The sequence below is a fragment of the Ruminococcus sp. AF31-8BH genome, from assembly GCF_003460605.1.
In the GTDB taxonomy this organism is placed as follows: domain Bacteria; phylum Bacillota; class Clostridia; order Lachnospirales; family Lachnospiraceae; genus Blautia_A; species Blautia_A acetigignens.
In genome coordinates, this window is record NZ_QTVN01000025.1 from 12,508 (window position 1) to 32,047 (window position 19,540).

Annotated in this window: 15 protein-coding genes and 4 pseudogenes; 1 reads left to right on the forward strand and 18 read right to left on the reverse strand. The window is 44.3% G+C overall.

What is annotated here, in order from left to right:
- Position 1: 1 nt before the first annotated feature.
- The 9 genes and pseudogenes from DWZ38_RS20710 to DWZ38_RS20750 form a co-directional block, all read right to left on the reverse strand.
- On the reverse strand, positions 2–661 hold the full coding sequence (locus DWZ38_RS20710; protein WP_117855174.1) for a class I SAM-dependent methyltransferase: 660 nt from the start codon (positions 659–661) through the stop codon (positions 2–4).
- A gap of 16 nt (positions 662–677) precedes the next feature.
- Positions 678–2,411 carry an ABC transporter ATP-binding protein gene (locus DWZ38_RS20715; RefSeq protein WP_117855176.1) on the reverse strand — a complete coding sequence of 578 codons (1,734 nt, stop codon included), beginning with the start codon at positions 2,409–2,411 and terminating at the stop codon, positions 678–680.
- A gap of 1 nt (position 2,412) precedes the next feature.
- Positions 2,413–4,185, reverse strand: a complete 1,773-nt coding sequence (locus tag DWZ38_RS20720) for an ABC transporter ATP-binding protein (protein ID WP_117855179.1) — start codon at positions 4,183–4,185, stop codon at positions 2,413–2,415.
- A 110-nt stretch (positions 4,186–4,295) separates the two neighbouring features.
- The gene (locus DWZ38_RS20725) at positions 4,296–4,910 is read right to left on the reverse strand and encodes a TetR/AcrR family transcriptional regulator (protein ID WP_347520304.1); all 615 of its coding nucleotides are present in this window, start codon (positions 4,908–4,910) and stop codon (positions 4,296–4,298) included.
- 46 nt (positions 4,911–4,956) lie between these two features.
- Positions 4,957–5,145, reverse strand: coding sequence for a hypothetical protein (locus tag DWZ38_RS22560; protein WP_117855183.1), 189 nt, complete (start codon positions 5,143–5,145; stop codon positions 4,957–4,959).
- 126 nt (positions 5,146–5,271) lie between these two features.
- Positions 5,272–6,825 (reverse strand): annotated as a pseudogene (locus DWZ38_RS20735) (ABC transporter ATP-binding protein); the annotation flags it as partial.
- The gene (locus DWZ38_RS20740) at positions 6,822–8,336 is read right to left on the reverse strand and encodes an energy-coupling factor ABC transporter ATP-binding protein (protein ID WP_117855186.1); all 1,515 of its coding nucleotides are present in this window, start codon (positions 8,334–8,336) and stop codon (positions 6,822–6,824) included. The gene DWZ38_RS20740 and the pseudogene DWZ38_RS20735, both read right to left, overlap by 4 nt.
- A 5-nt stretch (positions 8,337–8,341) precedes the next feature.
- Positions 8,342–9,079 (reverse strand): energy-coupling factor transporter transmembrane component T, encoded by a 738-nt coding sequence (locus DWZ38_RS20745; protein WP_117855189.1) that lies wholly within the window; start codon positions 9,077–9,079, stop codon positions 8,342–8,344.
- Complete coding sequence (locus DWZ38_RS20750) at positions 9,079–9,660, reverse strand: MptD family putative ECF transporter S component (RefSeq protein WP_044930260.1); 582 nt, start codon at positions 9,658–9,660, stop codon at positions 9,079–9,081. Before DWZ38_RS20750 ends, DWZ38_RS20745 begins: the two co-directional genes overlap by 1 nt.
- Positions 9,661–9,885: 225 nt before the next feature.
- On the opposite strand from DWZ38_RS20750, the gene DWZ38_RS20755 reads away from it, so the two are divergent.
- Positions 9,886–10,851: an AraC family transcriptional regulator gene (locus tag DWZ38_RS20755; RefSeq protein ID WP_117855191.1), complete on the forward strand. Its 966-nt coding sequence runs from the start codon at positions 9,886–9,888 to the stop codon at positions 10,849–10,851.
- A 205-nt stretch (positions 10,852–11,056) separates the two neighbouring features.
- Here DWZ38_RS20755 and DWZ38_RS20760 read toward each other — a convergent pair.
- From DWZ38_RS20760 to DWZ38_RS20805, 9 genes and pseudogenes are all read right to left on the reverse strand, one after another.
- Positions 11,057–11,212: pseudogene (locus DWZ38_RS20760) on the reverse strand (DNA-binding response regulator); the annotation flags it as partial.
- Between the two features lie 61 nt (positions 11,213–11,273).
- Positions 11,274–11,603 carry a cupin domain-containing protein gene (locus DWZ38_RS20765; protein ID WP_117855196.1) on the reverse strand — a complete coding sequence of 110 codons (330 nt, stop codon included), beginning with the start codon at positions 11,601–11,603 and terminating at the stop codon, positions 11,274–11,276.
- A 142-nt stretch (positions 11,604–11,745) separates the two neighbouring features.
- Positions 11,746–12,735: a hypothetical protein gene (locus DWZ38_RS20770; RefSeq protein WP_117855198.1), complete on the reverse strand. Its 990-nt coding sequence runs from the start codon at positions 12,733–12,735 to the stop codon at positions 11,746–11,748.
- Positions 12,736–13,217: 482 nt separating this feature from the next.
- Positions 13,218–15,734 carry an ABC transporter permease gene (locus DWZ38_RS20780; RefSeq protein WP_117855201.1) on the reverse strand — a complete coding sequence of 839 codons (2,517 nt, stop codon included), beginning with the start codon at positions 15,732–15,734 and terminating at the stop codon, positions 13,218–13,220.
- A 14-nt stretch (positions 15,735–15,748) separates the two neighbouring features.
- A pseudogene (locus tag DWZ38_RS20785) lies at positions 15,749–16,291 on the reverse strand (ABC transporter ATP-binding protein); the annotation flags it as partial.
- 89 nt (positions 16,292–16,380) lie between these two features.
- Complete coding sequence (locus DWZ38_RS20790) at positions 16,381–17,655, reverse strand: RES domain-containing protein (RefSeq protein ID WP_055172460.1); 1,275 nt, start codon at positions 17,653–17,655, stop codon at positions 16,381–16,383.
- 405 nt (positions 17,656–18,060) lie between these two features.
- Positions 18,061–18,330 (reverse strand): annotated as a pseudogene (locus DWZ38_RS23010) (DUF4314 domain-containing protein); the annotation flags it as partial.
- Complete coding sequence (locus tag DWZ38_RS20800) at positions 18,302–19,048, reverse strand: hypothetical protein (RefSeq protein WP_117855203.1); 747 nt, start codon at positions 19,046–19,048, stop codon at positions 18,302–18,304. The pseudogene DWZ38_RS23010 and the gene DWZ38_RS20800, both read right to left, overlap by 29 nt.
- A complete protein-coding gene (locus DWZ38_RS20805; protein WP_117467675.1) occupies positions 19,042–19,512 on the reverse strand; it encodes a hypothetical protein in 471 nt (156 codons plus the stop codon). Before DWZ38_RS20805 ends, DWZ38_RS20800 begins: the two co-directional genes overlap by 7 nt.
- Between the last annotated feature and the right edge of the window lie 28 nt (positions 19,513–19,540).

Consider the following 19,540-nt stretch of genomic DNA (forward strand, 5'->3'; position numbering starts at 1 on the left):
ATTACTTTCTGCCGACAAGCAGCCGGGAAGACCCCAGCATCATCATGGCAGCCCAACGGTGGGAGCCAAAAGCTTCCTGTGCAGTGTCAACGAGTCGTACTTCCTCATACCCCATATCCCGCAGTTTCTGCGCAAAACCTTCCATGTCACCGTACATCTTTGGTTTCATATCATCGTTGAGTGCAAAGACGCCGCCTTTTTTCAATACCCGCAGGCTTTCCAGCAGCAGTTTCTGCATATCAGCACCCATAACATTGTGATAGACATAGTTGCTGATAACTACATCAAAGCTCTCATCAGGAAAATCCAGCTGCTTCGCATCACCGTGCTGAAATACACAGCGGGAAGCCACGCCCTCACTGGCAGCATTCTTCTCGCAGAGTGCTTTGCTGTAATTGTACACAGCGCCCCAGTAATCAACACCGATCACTTTTGCTTTCGGCCATGTCAGAGCTGAACGGATTGTCAATGCTCCGGAGCCGCAGCCTACTTCCAGAATCTTCCCCTCGCCGTCATAGTCCAGATGAGAAAGAACGACTCGATGAACCTGTTCCATGATTCCGCCAATGATGTAAAAGACAGGGTTGGACATCCAGCTTCCATAGTCTTCTCCGTGGGTACCAAGTCGGATATTTTCCTGCTTACAATGGTTCTTGTTCATTACATTTCCTCCTTCTTCACGCAAGTTTCCAGTTCTGGCTTTCTGTCTGCAGTTTTACCATATGGGCATATACACCATTCTTTTCTTCCAGATCCTTTGGTGATCCTTCTTCTGCAACTGTACCATCAGAAAGGACAACGATCTTATCTGCTCCGGCTACGGTACGCATCCTGTGGGCGATAACCAGAACGGTTTTATCTGCGATCAGACGGGAAAGGGCTGTCTGTATCAGAGTTTCATTTTCCACATCCAGGGAAGCAGTCGCTTCATCCAAAAGAATGATCGGCGCATTTTTCAGAAATGCACGGGCAATAGAGATACGCTGGCGCTCTCCGCCGGATAGTTCACAGCCATTTTCTCCGATATTGGTATGCCATCCATCCGGCAGTTTTTTGGCAAATTCATCCACATTGGCAAGTTTCGCAGCCGCAATGACCTGTTCATCTGTGGCGTCTTTGTTTCCGATTCGGATATTCTCCAGAATCGTATTGTCAAACAGTGTGACATCCTGGAATACGATGGAATACAGAGAAAGCAGTGTTTCCGGGTCTATTCGGGATACATCCATACCTCCCACGGTAATCTTTCCTCTGTTAATATCCCAGAATCTTGCAGCCAGCCGGGATACGGTTGTTTTCCCGCCGCCAGATGGGCCGACCAAAGCCGTAACCTCTCCCTGTTTTGCCGTAAAGGAAACATCTTTCAATACTGTTTCTCCGGTATTGTAGGCAAACCCAACATGGTCAAAGACAATATCATACCCCTGATTGGAAAGCCTGTCACTGCCTTGCTGGATCGGATGATCGAGAATCTCATTCATTCGGGCAATGTTGGTTCGTGTACTGATGACTGCCGCAAGATTCTGGAGCGCGCCCTGCAGAGGGTCATATAAACGGGATACTACCAGAAGGAACATAAAGAATGTAAGCACGGAGAGGCTTCCTTGCATGAGTAGAACAGCTCCCACCAGCGCAACCGTTGCAATACCAAGCTTCAGCACCAGCGATGCGGAAACCACAAAAACAGCAAGGCCGAATTCATTGAGGATGGAACGATGCTCCACAGCACGGATCTTCTTTTCCAGCCCTTTTAAATATGCCTGCTCCGCATTGTTCGCTTTCAGGTCACGAACTGTTTCAATACACTCCTGTATCCCGTCTGCGCAGGCCATCTTCACATCCATCGCTTTCTGATTCAGATTTTCCTGAATCTTTGCGGAAAATCCCACAATCGCAAAAGCAACCGGCAGAACCCATAAGGCAGCCAGCGCCATTCTCCAGTCCGTAAAGAGCAGACCGATAGAAATCAGAACCGTAGAAATGATCGAACCCACAAGCTCAGGGATAAAATGTGAAAAACTCTGTTCCAGAAAGGTACAGTCCGCCATAATGGTACTGGTAAGATCGGCTAAATCCTTTTTTCCGAAAAAAGAAAGAGGGATTTTGCGCAGATGCTCTGCCAGGGTAATGCGGCGGACACCGCTTTCTTTGTAAGTGGCAAAATAGGTCGCATTGTATTGAAAGAAAGTGGTCAGCAGAATCAAGCCGATACACACCACGCAGCCTGCCACATAAAATGGAATTTTCCCACCGGGAACACCCCCGTTCATCAGATCGCTGACCAGGTAATATAAAAGTCCTACCGGGAACATAAAAGACAGATTCTGAAGGACACAGGCCAGGCAGCCTTTGATCAGGTCTTTTGCTCCCTGTTCAGACAGGGCATATTTTTTCTGCAGTTTTTTGCTCATATCACTGCACCTCCTTTGTTACCTTCCATTGCACGGAAGTCTGGTAATTTTTCCACATACGGCTGAAAATGCCGTCTTTTGCAAGCAATTCACGACTGTTCCCGCACTCGGCAACCTGTCCGTCCTGAATGACAAAAATCTGATCCACATTTGTTAAGGTAGAAAGCCTGTGGGCAATCATAATCACTGTCTTTCCCTCGGAAAGTTTTGAGAAAGCAGCCTGTACACGGCTTTCGTTATCCGGGTCAGCAAAGGCAGTGGCTTCATCCAGAATAATAATCGGAGCATTTTTCAGCATCACACGGGCAATGGCAATTCGCTGCTGCTCTCCACCGGATAGATAGACCCCCTTTGTACCGATGACCGTATCCACACCCTGTGGGAGTTTTTCCAGAATATCATCGCATTGCGCGTGATGAAGGGCAGTCAGAACTTCCTCACGGGTAGCTTCCGGTTTTCCCATACGCACATTTTCCAGAATGGACGCCTTGATGAGACGGCTGTTCTGAAATACGAAAGACACCGTATTCATGAGTTCCTCTTTTGGGATGTCTTTCACATTAACACCACCGATTTTTACCATTCCGCTCTGGGGATCAAAGAATCGGGAAATCAGGTTGGCAAGGGTTGTCTTACCACCGCCGGACGGGCCTACAAAAGCTACCGTCTGCCCTTCAGGAATGGTCAGTGAAATATCTTCTAATACTTCTTTTTCTCCATCATAACTGAAATGAACCGATTTCAGTTCCACGGAAGCATTGTGCGGGTGTATTGGATGTTTGGTTTCCTCCAGAGGCTTCAAACGCAAAACGCTGTCAATTCTCTGTAAAGCGTCATCTACGATCATGGCATTTTCACTTTGGAACATGATACGTGTCAGTGTAATAGAAATAACCGGTGTAATGATGATATAGAAAATGAGATCCAGTAAGAAACCGGAAGTCACACCGTCTTGTGTCAGCAACAAGCCTCCGGCGATCAGTGTGGCAAAAACTCCGTTGATTGCAGCTGTATAGAACATCATCGGTGTCCGAAGCTGCTTGGTATAAGCGATCACCCATACTTTATACCGGTCAATGGATTCTTTAAACTTCTTAAAGGAAAAGATGGTCTGGCCAAAGGTTTTTACCACCGGAATCCCGCGGACATACTCTACCGCTTCGTTGGACATATCATCCAGCGCATTCTGGTATTCTTTCATCTTTTCCTGCATCTGCTTTCCGGTCATTGTCATCATGATCAGAAATCCCAGCACAACCGGAACAAGGCTCAACAGACCCAGTCTCCAGTCAAATGCAAACAACAGCACCAAAAGACCACAGGGGCTTGCAATGGCATTGGCTCTGTCGGGAAGCTGATGAGCGAGATAGGTTTCAGTGGCTGCGCTGGATTCGTTGACGATCTTGCGCAGTTTTCCGCTGCCAAAACTTTCGGCAAAACCTAAGGGAAGTCTGACAATATGTTCCATGGTCTGGATACGCAGGTTTGTGGCGATACGAAATGCCCCTAAATGGGAACACATCAGCCCTGCTATGTAGACAAGCACCGCTATAACCGCAAACAATACTGCCATCCAGCCATTACCGGTCAGGTTCTGTGCCTGGCCAAAATTCGGTGCCACCTCCAGTACTTCCTTGATCATTTTCCAGATGTAATAGAAGGGTACCAGAGCGATCAGGGCACTGATTGCAGAAAGCACCCAGGAAGCATAGGTCAGGTACTTATGGCTACCTGCAATTTCCAGCAGGCGTGATAAATTGGATTGTTTTTTCAAAAAAATTCCTCCTTTTCTTTGTGTCTATGATAAAGAGAACACGTCTATGTTCTTACAATATCCGAATTTAGGTTAGCTGTAGCTAACTGTCGAACAAAAATTATAAGGCATTACTGCCCCATAATTTTCATCCATCCTGCTGTATAAAAGGCGCGCATTTCTCTAACGTAGTTTTCGGCATCTTTGAGCGGCATTTCGTGGATGATCAATTCAAAAAAAGTATGAAACATTCCGGTGATCAGAATATGCTCCAGCGAAGGATCGATATGCGGAGAGGACCGTCCAAGCTGCCTTAAGACATCCTGATAGGCATGCGTCCCATCTACCTCAATCTCCACCATTTCATCAATTAGCCCGGCAAATTTTGTCCCTTCCGAACAGCAGAGGATCAGTTTACATTCCTCTAAATGTTCGTACGCATAATAGAGAATATCGTACATGCAGATTCCCGAAATATCACTCATGACTTCCGGCTGCTGGGCAGCTGGTAGTTCGGCGAACTCCTGCTGTGCCTTTATAAAACGGTTACGAATATATTCATAATGTTCACCAACGATGGCTTCAAAAAGTTCTTTTTTGCTTTTGTAATATCCGTAAAAGGCTCCGGTAGTCATTCCCACGGATTTCACAATATTCCGCAGAGAAGCGTCTTTATATCCTTTTTCTAAAAATTCCGCTTTCGCTGCCCGATGGATATTTTCTAAAGTCGTTCCATTTCCGTTTATTTTGCACACCTCCTATATAACAGTGCTATATAACACTGTTATAATTTTAATCTTTAAAAAAGATTTTGTCAAGAGCAACAAGAAATAGTTGCATAAAAACAGCAATCCAAACATCATTCTGCACTTTATTACTGATAAAATTTTTAAATACTGGTTTTGATAACAGCTTTATTTTTTCTAAATAAATAATAAGCAGGGCGGAGTTTGTTCTCACACCCTGCTTTGTGATTATCATGAATTACTCGAAGATCTTCTTCACTTTTTCTTTCAGCCTGTCCATGCACCTGTAAACTGCCTTTTCGGTAATCTTCAGATACCTGGCGATTTCATGAGTGCTGGTCTTATCATGAGTCAGTGCCTCGATAGCTCGCTGCAATTCGTCCTCATTCTCCGGGTCAACGCTGCTAGTTGCCTCGTCCAAAATGACAACCGGCGCATTTTTCAGCATGGCACGGGCGATGGCAATACGCTGGCGCTCCCCACCGGAAAGGTGGGAACCGGTGCTGCCGACAACCGTATCATAGCCATTGTCCAGCCCGCGGATAAAGGCGTCGCAACCACTTTGTTCGGCGGCCTGTTCCACCTCCGCGTCTGTGGCGCTGGGTCTTCCCATGCGGATATTCTCCCGGATACTGCGGTTAAACAAGTAGTTGTCCTGAGATACATAGGAAATCTGATCTGCAATTTCAGACAGCGGTATATCCTTCAGCTCATGACCGCCGAGGGTAATGCTGCCGGATGTAACATCCCAATATCCGGCAATCAGCTTTGCCACCGTCGATTTGCCGGAGCCAGACGGCTCCACAAGGGCGGTCATGGTGCCGGGCCGGATGGTCAGGCTCACACCATGCAAAACCTCTGTTGTCCCGTCATAGGAAAAAGACACAGACCTAAGAGAAATGCCGGTATCTTCCAGCTTGACCGGCGTATCCTTATGGTTCAGTTCTTCAGCGTTCAAAAGCTGGCTGATTTCTTCCACATTTGTCCCTAATACGGCCAAATCGTCCGTAAAGGTAAAGGCTGCAACAATCGGCCCAATCAGTCCCAGCGAGAAAATTACGATAGACAGGAAAGTGGAAAGTTCCAGGCTGCCGGAGATCCAGAACGCGAAGCCGCAGGGCAGCACACAAATCAACACCGATGGCAAAATGGCGTTGTAGGCGCTCATGGTTTTCTGGTTTTCTCTCATCCAGTCCACATAGTAGTTGGCGTTATAGTTTACTGCGTCAGAATATTTTTTGTAGGAACCGGCGGATTGACTAAACGCTTTGACTACCTCAATCCCACCAATGTACTCTACAATGACATTTGCCATTTGCTTGCCTGCCTTAACCGCGCTTTCCCATTTGACGGGATAATTCTTCATGCCGGCAGACATGACAGCAAGGCCCACCACCAGCGTAACAAGTGACAGAAGCGCCATGCGCCAGTCCAAAAGGAACAGGTACACGGCGATAACAAGCGGTACCAGCACATTTGCCGTCATTTCCGGGATCAGGTGTGCGAAGGTTGGCTCCATACCTTCTACCCGGTCAACAATCGTTGTTTTATACTGGCCGGACGGAGTATCTAAAATCGTCCCCATCGGGACGCGGGCCAGCTTTGCGGTGATATTTTCCCGCAGATCGCGCAGCGTGTAATAGGTCACTGTGTGGGAAATCGTTGTAGAAAGACAGGAAAACAGCACCTTCCCAAAGTATCCGCACAGTGCAATAATACCAGCGGTCACATAGCGGGAATAATTCTGTTCCCCAGACAACATCATTGTGACAATATGCGCCACGCAGAAATAGGGCACCATCTGGCAGGCAACGCCTAATACCGCAAGGATAATACTGCCAATGAATTTCCCGTGATAGGGTTTGCCCCATCCCCATAAGACGCCTATGGGTGACTCTTTCTTTTCCTCCTTCATTCTGTGGACACCTCCTTCTTCATATCACTCAGAAAAAACTTTAGCAGGCGTTTTCGGCCATCGCTGTCCTCTATGGAATAACTTTCCTGAATTTGCCCGTTTTCTAAGTGAAGGACATAATTGCAGCAGCGTAGAATAAATTCCGGGTCATGCGTTACCACAAGCGCAGTTCTTCCAGTATTCGCCACCTGATTAACAACATTGGCAACCTGCCTCATGTGAAACAGGTCAAGGCCACTGGTCGGTTCATCAAATAAAATCAGAGGGCGCTCCGAAGCAATCGCAGAGGCAACCGCCACGCGCTGCTTTTGACCGCCGGACAGTCCCATCGGGTGGCAGTCCTCAAAGGAAAGCAAGTCCATCTCCTTTAAGATTTCTCTTGCCCTTTGCTTATTCTCGGTTCTCATACTGAGCAGAATTTCATCCAGAAGACTTTCGGTAAAGAGCTGGTGGTTTACATCCTGCATGACCATATAACAGAGTTTCAATCGTTCTTTTCTGGAATAGTTCTTGCTCTGATCCTGCACCGTTCCTTTGAAGTGCTTTTCCAACCCGCAGAGGCACCGGGCAAAGGTGGATTTTCCCGCACCATTATGTCCGATGATGGCCGTGGCGCTGCCGAATGGGAAAGAGGTTTCCGTTATATGCAAGGTTTCCGGCTCATGCTTATAGGCAAAGGACACATTCTTTATCGTCCAAACCGCCTCATTCATTCTCTGCGGCGTGCCTTCAACTTCTGAAAGCCCCGCAAGATCAAGAGGGCGCAATCCCATATCATCGCGCTGTCTTGCCGACAGGCTGCAAAATTTCTCTGCTGTATAATCACCTTCGATTTCTCCATCTTTTAGGTACAGGACACGGTCAAAGAGGCCGGACAGATAATACAGCCGATGTTCAGAGATGATGATGGTCTTTCCCTGCGATTTCAAAGTAAAGAGTAGCTGTCGAAAATCAGCGATAGCGTATGCGTCAAGGTTGGATGATGGCTCATCAAGCACATAAATATCCGGGTCAATCGCCGCTGCCGATCCGCAGGCGATTTTTTGCTTTTCACCGCCGGACAAAGAAAAAATACTTCTATCAAGCAGCGGCTCCAACTTTAGCTGTGCAGCTACACGCTTTACACGGTCACGCACAAGATCTTCCGCTATGCCGTGATTCTCTGGGCCAAAAGCCAGTTCGCTGGTCGTGTCCACATTGAAAAACTGAGAACGCGGATTTTGAAATACAGAACCGACTTTCAGAGAAATATCAAACAGTGACAGGTCACGGGTATCCTTTCCATCCAGATAGACGGAGCCGGTATAAGTCCCCTCATGATAATGGGGGATCAAGCCGTTAAACAACCGGGTCATGGTTGTTTTCCCACAGCCGGAAGTCCCGCAGAGCAGGACAAAAGAACCGTCCTCAATAGTGCAGGAAATATGTTTCAAAGCGCCACCGGCCTGCCTCTCACTGTCGGGAAGGGTACTGGCAAGATAAGAAAAGGACACATCTTGACATTCAATCATTTCCTTCACCCCCTTGCGGCAAGCACATAGATTTGCGCTGCAAATGCTCCCAGACAGATCAGCAGGAAAATAACATCCTGCACATGAAAACCCAGCTTACAGATATTCGTCCGTTTTACCGGGCCTCCCAATCCCCGCGTAAGGGCTGCCTGGGACAGTTCCTCTCCGATTTTGACGGAGCAGATCATCATGGGTACAATCCGATACTCTAAAATCGCACCGACTTTTCCACCACCAAAGCGGACGCCACGCATCCGCATGGCGTCCCCAATAGCGCTCCATTCTTCCGCAACCGTGGGAAAGAAGCGAAACATCACAGACATAGGAATGGTGATCTGCTGTGGCAGGTGGAGCCGTTCCATCGCCGCAACAAATTCGCTGACCGTGGTTGTCGTTACCACGAAATATCCCATGACCACGCTGGGGGTGAACCGCAGAAGAATACCAACGACGGCTACCGCGATGTAGTTTGCTACGCCGGTCAGTCGGGACATGCCGAACATTTCCAGACACAGGCTGCCTCCGAAAATCAGGATATAGAGAACAGCACCTTTCCATTTTCTGGCCGCTGACAAAAGTAACAGCGGGATCGCCGCCAACACGATGATGTAATACTGCATGATACCTTCATACGAACCGCCTAAAATAAAGACAGCTATGGTAATCAGTACCGCCAGTTTTGTCCGGGGATCTAATAAAATTCCGCTATTGTTTTTTTGACTTGCAAGAAGTTCGCGGCTCATTATACAATTCCTGCCCGCTCAAAATGCTTTTTGAAAATCTTCCGTCCAATCAGACCGCCAACAAGACCGCTGACGAAAGCAGCGATAAGCAATACCGGCAAAATCCAGTCGGGCATATAAGCCATAAGCGTGTCGGCATATTCCTGACCGTAACCGGGGAGCAGGTTCTGGTAGTAAGCGTCACGCGTCACAACGATGGGAATAAAGGCGCCGATTACCCACATGGAAAAAACGCCGTGAATCAACACTTCACGCTTGGCATTTTTGTAGTCACAGGCTTTCATCATAAAATCGGAAATCAGCCCGAAGATCAGCCCGGTAGGGATGCACCACCAGCCCATGCCGGTCAGCAGCATAATGATACCCAGCAGCACTCCGCAGATGGTAAGCATACCGAATTTCTTAATTTTGGAGAAGAACAACATCATCGGAATACCGCCCACAAGCGGCACGATCACGCTGATAAGTGGAATAAAGATCGGGATAAAACCGATAGACGCCGCTGCGAAAATGACGATAAAGTAAATCGCCGTAAAAATACCGATGTTGATTAAGTCCTTTCCTTGCAATTTGTTGTTCATTGCGAAACCTCCTAACATGATTATTTTCGTCTTTGTTAGTTCTTGCTAACCATCCCTAATGATAGCATAAATTCAGCTGTGCTTCTATGCATATATCGGTATTTTAAGCCCGTATAGCAAGGAGTTTTTTCGCTCTGCCAGAATATCCATTGACCGGGAGTTTTCTCGCAGGTATAATAATATCAGCGATTTTGCGTGATGAAAGGGGCGAAGCAGTTGCGTAACATGATATGCAACATTTTAGAAAACAGCGATGCTGTTTCTGGTGTGACCTTGAAAAACAGTCCAAATAGCAGCACATTGCTTTTGGATCGGGCAGATGGCAAGGGACGCATGACATTCCATACGCTCTTTCCGGGGCTGACTTTGGCTTTTATTTTTGTAAACGCTCCCGTATGGCCGGAGTCGGATGAAAATTCAAATCTAAAGCCTTTGCTGATTAACTATTGCGTTTCGGGCAGAAGTGAATTGCTTCTGGATGACGGCTCCTACATTTACCTGAAGGAAAATGATTTTTGTGTCAGTGAACAGACCGCACAGAAAGAATATATCTTTCCCACACGGCAATATCAGGGCATAAAAATATACTTTGACCTGCCACTTCTTTTACAGTCCTGCGGTGAACTTTTGAAATCTTTTTCACTTGACCTCCCTACGCTGGAAGAAAATTATTGTGGCAACCATAAGACATATATCAACGGAGCGGACAGTGAGCTGGAAAATATATTTCAAAAACTCTGGCGGCTATCTGAAAAGCCCTCTGCCTTCCATTTGCAAATCTATACGCTTGAACTTCTCCACCGGCTTTTTAACATGGAAATCCGGCCTCCGAAAACCTGCGGCTTCTACACGGAAACGCAGGTTGAAATTGCAAAAAGGGCAGCGCAAATTCTCTCAGATGATCTTCGCCAGCACATTCCTGTACGGCAGATTGCAGAACGCTTTTCGGTCAGTGAAACCAGCCTGAAAAATTATTTTAGAGGCGTATATGGACAGAATATATCCACCTGGCTGCGGGAAATCCGTATGAACGAAGCCGCAAGGCTTCTTTCGGACACAAAGCGTCCGATTGCCGAAATATCCGAACAGGTCGGCTATTCTAATCAAGGGAAATTTGCAGCTGTATTTAAAAAACAGCTTGGATTATCACCCTTAGAATATCGACGATTCAAAAATTTGGAAAAATACTAAAGCCGAGATAGATTAATACTCTCGGCTTTACTCATTTCACATTCACAATTTGGTATTCAAAAACTAATTGTTTGATCCACTCCTTCTCTTTGATATTTGCTTGTTCGTAATAATTATAGATTTCCTCTACAGAGAGTTCTTTTAAAACCTTCTCTCCATTTTCTTCACATTCTTGTACTAAGCATCACTTAGCAAACTCATCAGATCAACCATTCCTTTCCCTCAGATATTCAAACAGTGCCTCGGTAAACTCTTCTTTCTTTGCTCTTGAAACATTCAGTTCTATTCCGCATTTCAACCGTAGTACGCCTTTTTCTAACCCTTCTACTTTTCCAAAATTAACAATGTAACTATAATGCGTCCTAAATGACCTTGTCTCTTATAAAAAATGAAACGAAAGTAAGTTTCTTTTACTGCCAGCCTTAGAAAATTACTACCAGCAGCATCTTGAACTGTTCCTGTCCATATACCGCATGGGGATGTTTTGCTGGCATGACGATGGAGTCGCCTTCTTTTAGGATATATTCTTCGCCGTCAATAGTTACTTTTCCTACACCATCCAGACAGGTCACGAAGGCATCCCCGCCGGATTCATGGGTGCTGATCTCTTCGCCTTTGTCAAAAGAAAACAGAGTAACACTTACGTGTTCGTTCTGCGCCAGTGTTTTGCTGACTACCTGTCCGTCATGGTATTCTACCTGATCTTTTAAAGCCATGACTTCTGCTTTGTTGATGTTCTTAATTCCTGTCATTTTTTATGTCTCCTTTTTTAATTTATATTGTACCCAGTACAGTGAAAATTATGTATCTGCTATATTGACGCAGTATATGAAAAGTCAAACTAATCAACATAGTGGCTACTTAATATTCGCTGTACTAAGCATAATGTGCCTGTTATACTTCACAATAATACAAGAAGGATCTAAGTTTCTCCCATCCTGCCTCGTCGAAGTCCCCATCCAGGGACAGGTCATAAACTGGTGCCTGGCAGTGGTCGTGAATTCCTCTCATATTCAGCACCATAGCAGTGTTTTCATAGCGTGGTGCCATCATCAGGATACCGCTGCAGTTCTCACCCAGTTCCAGTGCTTTTGCATAACGGTATCGTCCATTGGCACCAGAGTAGTCTGACAGATACTCATCGGCACGTTTTTGAAGCCCACTTAGGTCTTGGCTGAAGCTGCTTCTATCTCCCAGGCGCTTATGGATTGCCAACAGCTGTTTTTCCCATTTCTGGAAAAACTCTGTCGCATTTTTATTGCCAGAGGCTTCTTTCCACAGAAACAGCATCATCTCAGACAGCGGTGCCCGGCGGCACAGGATTCCTTCATACTCCAGCTGCTCCAGGATTCCCTCATTTAAGCTGGTCAGGCTGGCAGAGGTTCCAACTAATCCCAGTGATTTGGCTGAGGTACTTTCTTCTCCGATCTCCTTCGCCCAGCGGCGCAGGTCTTTCCACTCATGGAGGCTGCCATCTGGAAGCAGAGAGCGGTAACACTGATCCCGCATATGCGGATCGGCACTGTAAAGGATGTCGCCGCAAACCAGAGCCTTCATCAGAAGCTCCGGATCATCTGCGGTCACTGGAAGTGTCTCCAGGATCGGCGCGATAATGTCCACATGCTCATATCCCTTGCGGTCCAGTACCGTCCGGACGGCTCTTGCATACTGTCCATCTGCATCTGCACCCTCGTTAAATGGGATCAAGAACTGTAAATCCTTCTGCTCTTCTTTCGGTGTCTCTTCCAACAAGGTCAAAATCTGACCTAACATCACTGGGAACGGCAGATATTCCTTGGAGTTGGTCTCTGCACGTCCCTTCATCAATACTTCACGGGAATAGTCTGGCAGTGTTTTTCTCTTTTTACAGCATCGCTTCCGCATCGTGGACCTCCTTAATAAATGCACTTTTTGTCATAGCCTGTTTCTCCTTTGGTCCGGACATTTATACACGTGTTTTTTTATTTTACATCAATTAGATGCATTTGAACATCAATCGGTTCTCCCCAAACAGTTTTTTCTAAAAATAAAACAGTTTTTTTGAAGTAACTGGTTCTTGACACATAATATACCTTGCAATATTGAAGGAAGCTGATTTAATCCGAAACCAAAGAGAAGAAAAGTTTATTTATTAGGAATTAAATACTTCCGTATTGAAAGATGTCATGCTGTGGATCACAGATTTGAAAGGAACATCGGACGATGAAGGAAATGATAAAAAAATATAGAGGTTCATTAATTAGCTCTATACTGATAATCCTCACAGAAATGTCACAGACAGGTGCCTTTTATCAGCTGAAATCTCACAATTTTGTGACATTTGAAAACGGCCACCCTTTCGGATGACCGTTTCTCGTCTGTGTATCTTATTCAGCAATGCGTAGCCGTTCCACAACTGTTTTCTGTGCCATTTTGTTATAGCAGACCAAAGGTACAAAGGCGGTAATGAGAACTAACGGTATTACACAGAGGAACACAGGAAGCAGGGTAAAATGCCATGTAAAATAACTTAATTCTGCCCCCATCATTCGAACCACTGTCAGACTCCCCACGATAGAGATGAGCAGGGAACATATAAGCCCCAATGCGGAATACCCAATCCCCTCAATCATTAGCATCTGTTTGACTTGTCGGCCGGTCATACCTACCGATTGCAGCATGGCCAATTCTTTGTATCTGGACAAAATAGAGGTCATCATGGAATTGATAAAATTCAGTATGCCAATCAACGCCAGAATCGCACAAAGAGCACCTCCCACAAGACGGTACATGTTAATCATCCCATCAAAAGTCTGCCGCAGTGTCACTTTTGACAGATAATCCAAAGCTGTGTCCGTATTTGTAGTGTAGTTTTTCAGCCAGTTTTCCGTGGCAAGCTGGTATTCATTATCTACATTGAAGATGGTTTTCATGGCCGGCTGGTCGGCGGATACCATATTTCCCAGCAGCTCATTTGTCGGGAAAATATAATCCAGTCCCATATCTACTTGTAAAGGTGTTTCTAACGCTTTCGGTATATCTACCACAGCCAATACATCATATATTTTGTTTGTTCCATCAAGCTGCTGCACACAGATCTTGTCTCCCGGTTGATACAAACAGAGAGAACCGTCACTCATCATCCGCAGCGGTGTTACATACACGCCGGTTCCAGCTCTCCATTTTTCCATGTTTAGCTCTCCATCCAAAACCCGCACATACTCTGCCGGAAAGTCGTCTAACCCGTACACATTGACACCATGTTCCTGTCGAACCCTATAATTTCCCAGCTCATTTGCTATATCACGGGAAGAAACTGCAAGTTCCTGCAACTTTGTAAGATCATGTTTGGAAAGCGGCTGTTTGGAAATCCACAGGTACACATTGCCTATATCTTCAAGACCATTCAACCTTTCAGCCTCACGAATGAAATCCTGGCTCACATTCGCCGTGTTATACGGGGCATAGCTGTTGATTACCGTTGTATCGGACACTGTAAAATCCGTAAGACTAAAATCAGCCACAAACTTATCGAAATCAAAGGAAGTCACATAGGTATAGACACTGTTCAAAAGAACGATGCTGAGTGCAAAGGACAAGGTAACAATCGTTACTTTTTTCTTATTGCGGCCAAGATTGCTTTTTGCCATCATAACTGTGCTTATACGTTTACTGCGACGGTCTTTCTTTTTTCCTCCTGCCTGCTCGACATAGTGTAGCGCCTCTATCGGGGAAACCTTGGCTGCCATCGCAGCAGGTTTTTGGCAGCTAATCAAAACAGTAATCATAGAAAAAACAATCGCCACCAAAAAAATCGACGGATTTACCGTAGTAACGACCCTTATATCATCCGTCAGCATATTTACAATCGCAGGCAGCAGCAATCGACCAATTGGCCATCCCAACAATAGACCAATAGGTATACCCATAAGAGATAGCTTAATTGCTTTTCTATAAACGATTTTTCTTATTTGTCTTGCAGTGGTTCCCAGTGTTTTCAACATTCCATAAAACCGAATATCCTGTGCGATAGAAATATAAAACACATTGTAGATTAGAAGATACCCTGCGATAAAGATAACCGCAATACCAGCTACAAGGGGCAGCATGGAAGAAAAACTGACCGTTGCCGTTTGGTAAGCGTCGTTAATACTTACCCGTTCATCTAAACCGTATTTGGAAGTCACATCTAATGCCTGCTTTTCAATGTTCCATGCCGTAGGCATCATCATAACAGCATCAATATAACCGGTTCCCACAGGTGGGGTTGTTCCGTCCGTTTCCCCGTGGATGACAGGAGCTACCTGTTCCGTATATTCTTTGGATAATAGAATTGTTTGACGATACGCCACAGCATCCCCATCCCAAATGCCGCAAAGCGTAAAGGTATCGCTAAATGTATCCGTATCAGTTATAAAGGTCAGTTCCATCTGTGTACCAACCTCATCAGGTAATCCCATCGCTGCCAGAACAATACGGCTGGTGGCAATCTCATTTTTCTGTTCCGGCAGATATCCGGTGTCGGGGGTGTTAAAAGTTAGTTCTGCATAGGTTTCATCACTATATCGCAGTTCCGTGGGTGTCTTGTTGAACTTATCACCCACGGCATTTCCTATGATAATCGAGTATCCGCTGTCCTTCACCCCTGTATCCGATGACAGCCGTTCATATTCTTCCCAAGATAAACGCTTGATACCTGCATGGGCAGAAGTGCCGGTTGTCCTCATATTACTTTCCTGCATAGCAGTCTGCAAGCTAATGGCAATTGTAAACAGGCTGGTAAAAAGCAGTGTGGCAAGCAAAATCGCCAATACAGCAATGGTGTTTCTCCGGGCTTTCAAAGAACGCTTTGCCAGAAGTTTCAGGACAGGTCTGTTGTTATTCCCAAATAAAATATCTGTCATATTTTCGCCCTCCTTTACTTGGAAATTCTGCCGTCCTCAATACGGATAATACAGCCGGCAAGCTGGGCAATCTCATTGTTATGAGTAATCATCACAATGGTCTGATGGAATTTCTGGCTGGTAACTTTCAAAAGTCCTAATACATCACTACTTGTCCTGCTGTCAAGGTTTCCGGTCGGTTCATCGGCCAAGACAATGGCTGGTTTGGAAACAAGGGCACGCGCAATTGCCACACGCTGTTGCTGACCGCCGGAGAGGTTGTTGGGCATATTGTTTAGCTTATCCTCCAGTCCCAGCATCTGCACTACTTCTTTCATAAACTTCTTATCTACCTTGTTTCCGTCCAGTTCCACAGGCAGCACGATGTTTTCGTAGACATTCAGCACCGGCACCAGATTGTAGTTCTGGAAGATAAAGCCGATGTTACGTCTGCGGAAGATGGTAAGCTGTTCATCCTTGAATTCAGAGAGTTCTTTTCCTTTTACTTGAATGCTACCGGAAGTCGGTGTATCCAAACCGCCCATCATATTCAGCAAGGTGGACTTACCCTATCCTGTCAAGTAATATCCAAAAAAATATTGAATTTACACAAAAAGAAAGACTGCCTATTTCAGCAATCTTTCATAATAGTTTGAGTTAATCAGAATTACTCGTCTTTTAAAACAATTTTCTTCTCCACTCGATATTTAACCCCATCTTGAAAAACATAATTGTATTCCAGCTTCTGAATATCAAACCAGTCCGTAAAATATGTCAATTTAGGATAAGTATCCCATAAATATTCATCTATATAATCATATCCATCAGAACTGTACTCCATGTTTGGCCCACAAAAAAATACATAACTTTTTCCTCTCCCTACACTGCTATTAAAACATATTCCGTCATATCCTAGGCTTCTTATATATTCTGCTATAACCTGAGTTGCTACATATTCATAGGAATGATCTTCTTTTTTATCATCCACTGGAGAGGTTATCTCTTTAATAAATGCATCAAGAAAATTATTTATCCAACGTAAATCATGATCATATTCTTCGCTGAATATACTTTTGGTAGTAACAAAAGCAACTTGAGAAAAATCAATAATTGTCAATTCTTCTTTTAATACATATTCAGCAACCATTACTGTTGCATCTTTATATCGACATTCTTTATATGCCGTTTCTCTATCTGATGCAACATATAGATATGAAATACCTGCTGGACTCATTCTATTTGTTGTTGCATATTTAGGGGGTGCAGGAGCCATTTCTTTGTAAACCCCTGCATAATCCAGATCATGTAATTTCTCATCGTTCAATTTCCTTGCTCGATAATAAATCGTTCCTGCTTTTATAACAGTATCATATTCTAAAATATATGGTACTAATTCTTTTAAATAATCTCTTCTCTGGCAATCCTTATCTATATCAAAGAATCTATTATAGTATTTTGTAATATACTTGAAAAATTCCCATGTATAATACATTTTTGTTGCCTCAAGGCCATATAAATCATCTTTAAGTACCAAATTACAATTATCTATATCTTCAAATACATCTGATTCCCCTTGCTTTTTTTCTTCAAAACTTAACCCTGAATCTGAAAATATATCTTCCAATATAGTCGTATCTATAACAGCCTCGTTTAAAACATTTTCTTCTTCTACTAAAATATCTCTGATTGAATAAGGAGCTACACTCCTTCCTGTCCGATTGCAATATTGTTTCTCTTCTGAGTCCCAATACGCCCCTGTACCATTTTCTATATCTTCATACGCTTTTTTTAAACACTCTCGGATATAGGCTCCTATTTCTCCTGTAGAAATAATGTTTACTCCATTGGAATTACAATAATCACATTTTCCTACATTCCTCTCCGATAAGATATATTCTTTTAAATACTTATTAGAAAAACATTTTTCACAGCAATACCTCATATCGTTCCCCCGATATTCTTATAAATTTTATTTATATCTTATCAAATATTACTAATCATCACAATCTTATTTATTTCTACTATCCTTGTTCTCAATCTACCGCTGTTTCTGTTGCATTTGAAAGACAAATTTTCCTTTAATATCCTGTCCCTGCATTTCCATCTTTTTTATAAAGATGTGCTGCTGGCTGTCGGTTTCATATTGAATTGCCACACCAAGACCCTTCTTCATAAATGCGGCAACTCCCATATCTACAAAAATCTCCTGCCCTTCTTTCTTCTGAAAACTGATTTTAGGAAAAACCCCTGATAATTTTTCCATAACATACCGTTCCATTTTTTCCAAGCTCTCAAATGGCATAGCCTGTATCCTTTGTAATATCTCCTGCAAACGCTCCTCTCTCATAACACATTTGCAATGATCTACACCAAACACCATAGCAAGGCTGTATCCACAATCCCAGGATACATGTATCTGTCCGCCATCATCTACAAACTGTACAGTTCCTAAATCACCGGGGCTCAGTTTTACATACGGATCAGCTTCCATATCTTCCAACTCTACCCGACACCCCGATGGGTACATATTTCTTAACACAATTCTTTCCGCATTACTTATCACTGTTTTCTTCCTTTCTCCAATCCGGCTACCGTCCCAAAGACTTCTCTGGAACATTTCCCTCCAACAAATACTCTCTTTCTTTATTCCATTCCAGCACCTTTTCCATAGCAGCTTCCAATTGGTCTTCTGTCGGTTCTCTTGTATAGGTTCTATATTCCTGAAAATATTCTTCCAAGGTGTTCTGCTGTATCTCCAGTTCCTCTTTATCATAACAATCCGGCTCTTCCAGATCCTTCAACTCCTGCAAGATTTCCCAGCATTCCAAAACACTGTCTATCTCCCGCATTTCAAGCAGATAAGATAAAAATGTTTCCTCTGGCATAATACTGAAATAGCACCGGTCAAACCATCGCTCAATATACATGAGTTCATCAGAACCATTGGTATGTGTACCACAAATCAAATCTGCAACAAAGTTTTCAAACAGTTCACCGATTGACAGCCCAACTTTTCCAGACTTCCTACAGAGTTCTTCTACTTCGTCTTGATATAACCTGATAGAAATGGTCCGCTGCAGGCTTTTTTCATAGGGCTCTATATCCTCCCCTGCCTCACAAAAATGCAGATGGGTATCCATATAAATGTCTTCCATATCGCAAAATCTCCGGCTCATTGCTACATAGTCTTTATTTTTCAAATCCCACTCCAGCCGGTAATGATGTTCTCTTGCGTGTTCTTCTAAGTCTTTTCTTATGATGTTTCTGGTCGCTTCCGGCAGTTCTGCAATAAAAATGCTTGTATCCGGAACCGCCAATACTCTTTCTTTTACCACATTTGTCCTCCCTGTTTGTAAGCATTCCTTGCCACTGGCTGATTCCCCAGTACATCCATATAGAGGATAATTCCCTGCGGGTCCAGATGTACGGTAATAAATTTCTGTATTTCCTGTAACAGATCATGATCAGAAAACCCAGCCTGACAGCCTATAAAATTCCTGATTTTTTCTACAATATCCTGTTTCCGGAACTCTTGCAATACCAGAATCGGAATCGTGTGCTGACCTCCCATAGCATCATAGGGCAACGCTTTCCGCAATTCTTCCAAGAGATACCTGTAATAATCAACTACCACCTGGTCTGTTTTCCACGCTTTTTCCTTACAATCCCGGAGTAAAAAATCATACTCTTTTTTTGCCTGTTCCATTTCTTTCAGAATTTCTACTGCTTCCACAGAACAATATCCTTTCTCTTCTATCAGTTCCATCAGTTCTTCCATAGAATATGTTTCAAGATACATGGCTCTTCCCCCATCTTCTTTGCCAAAT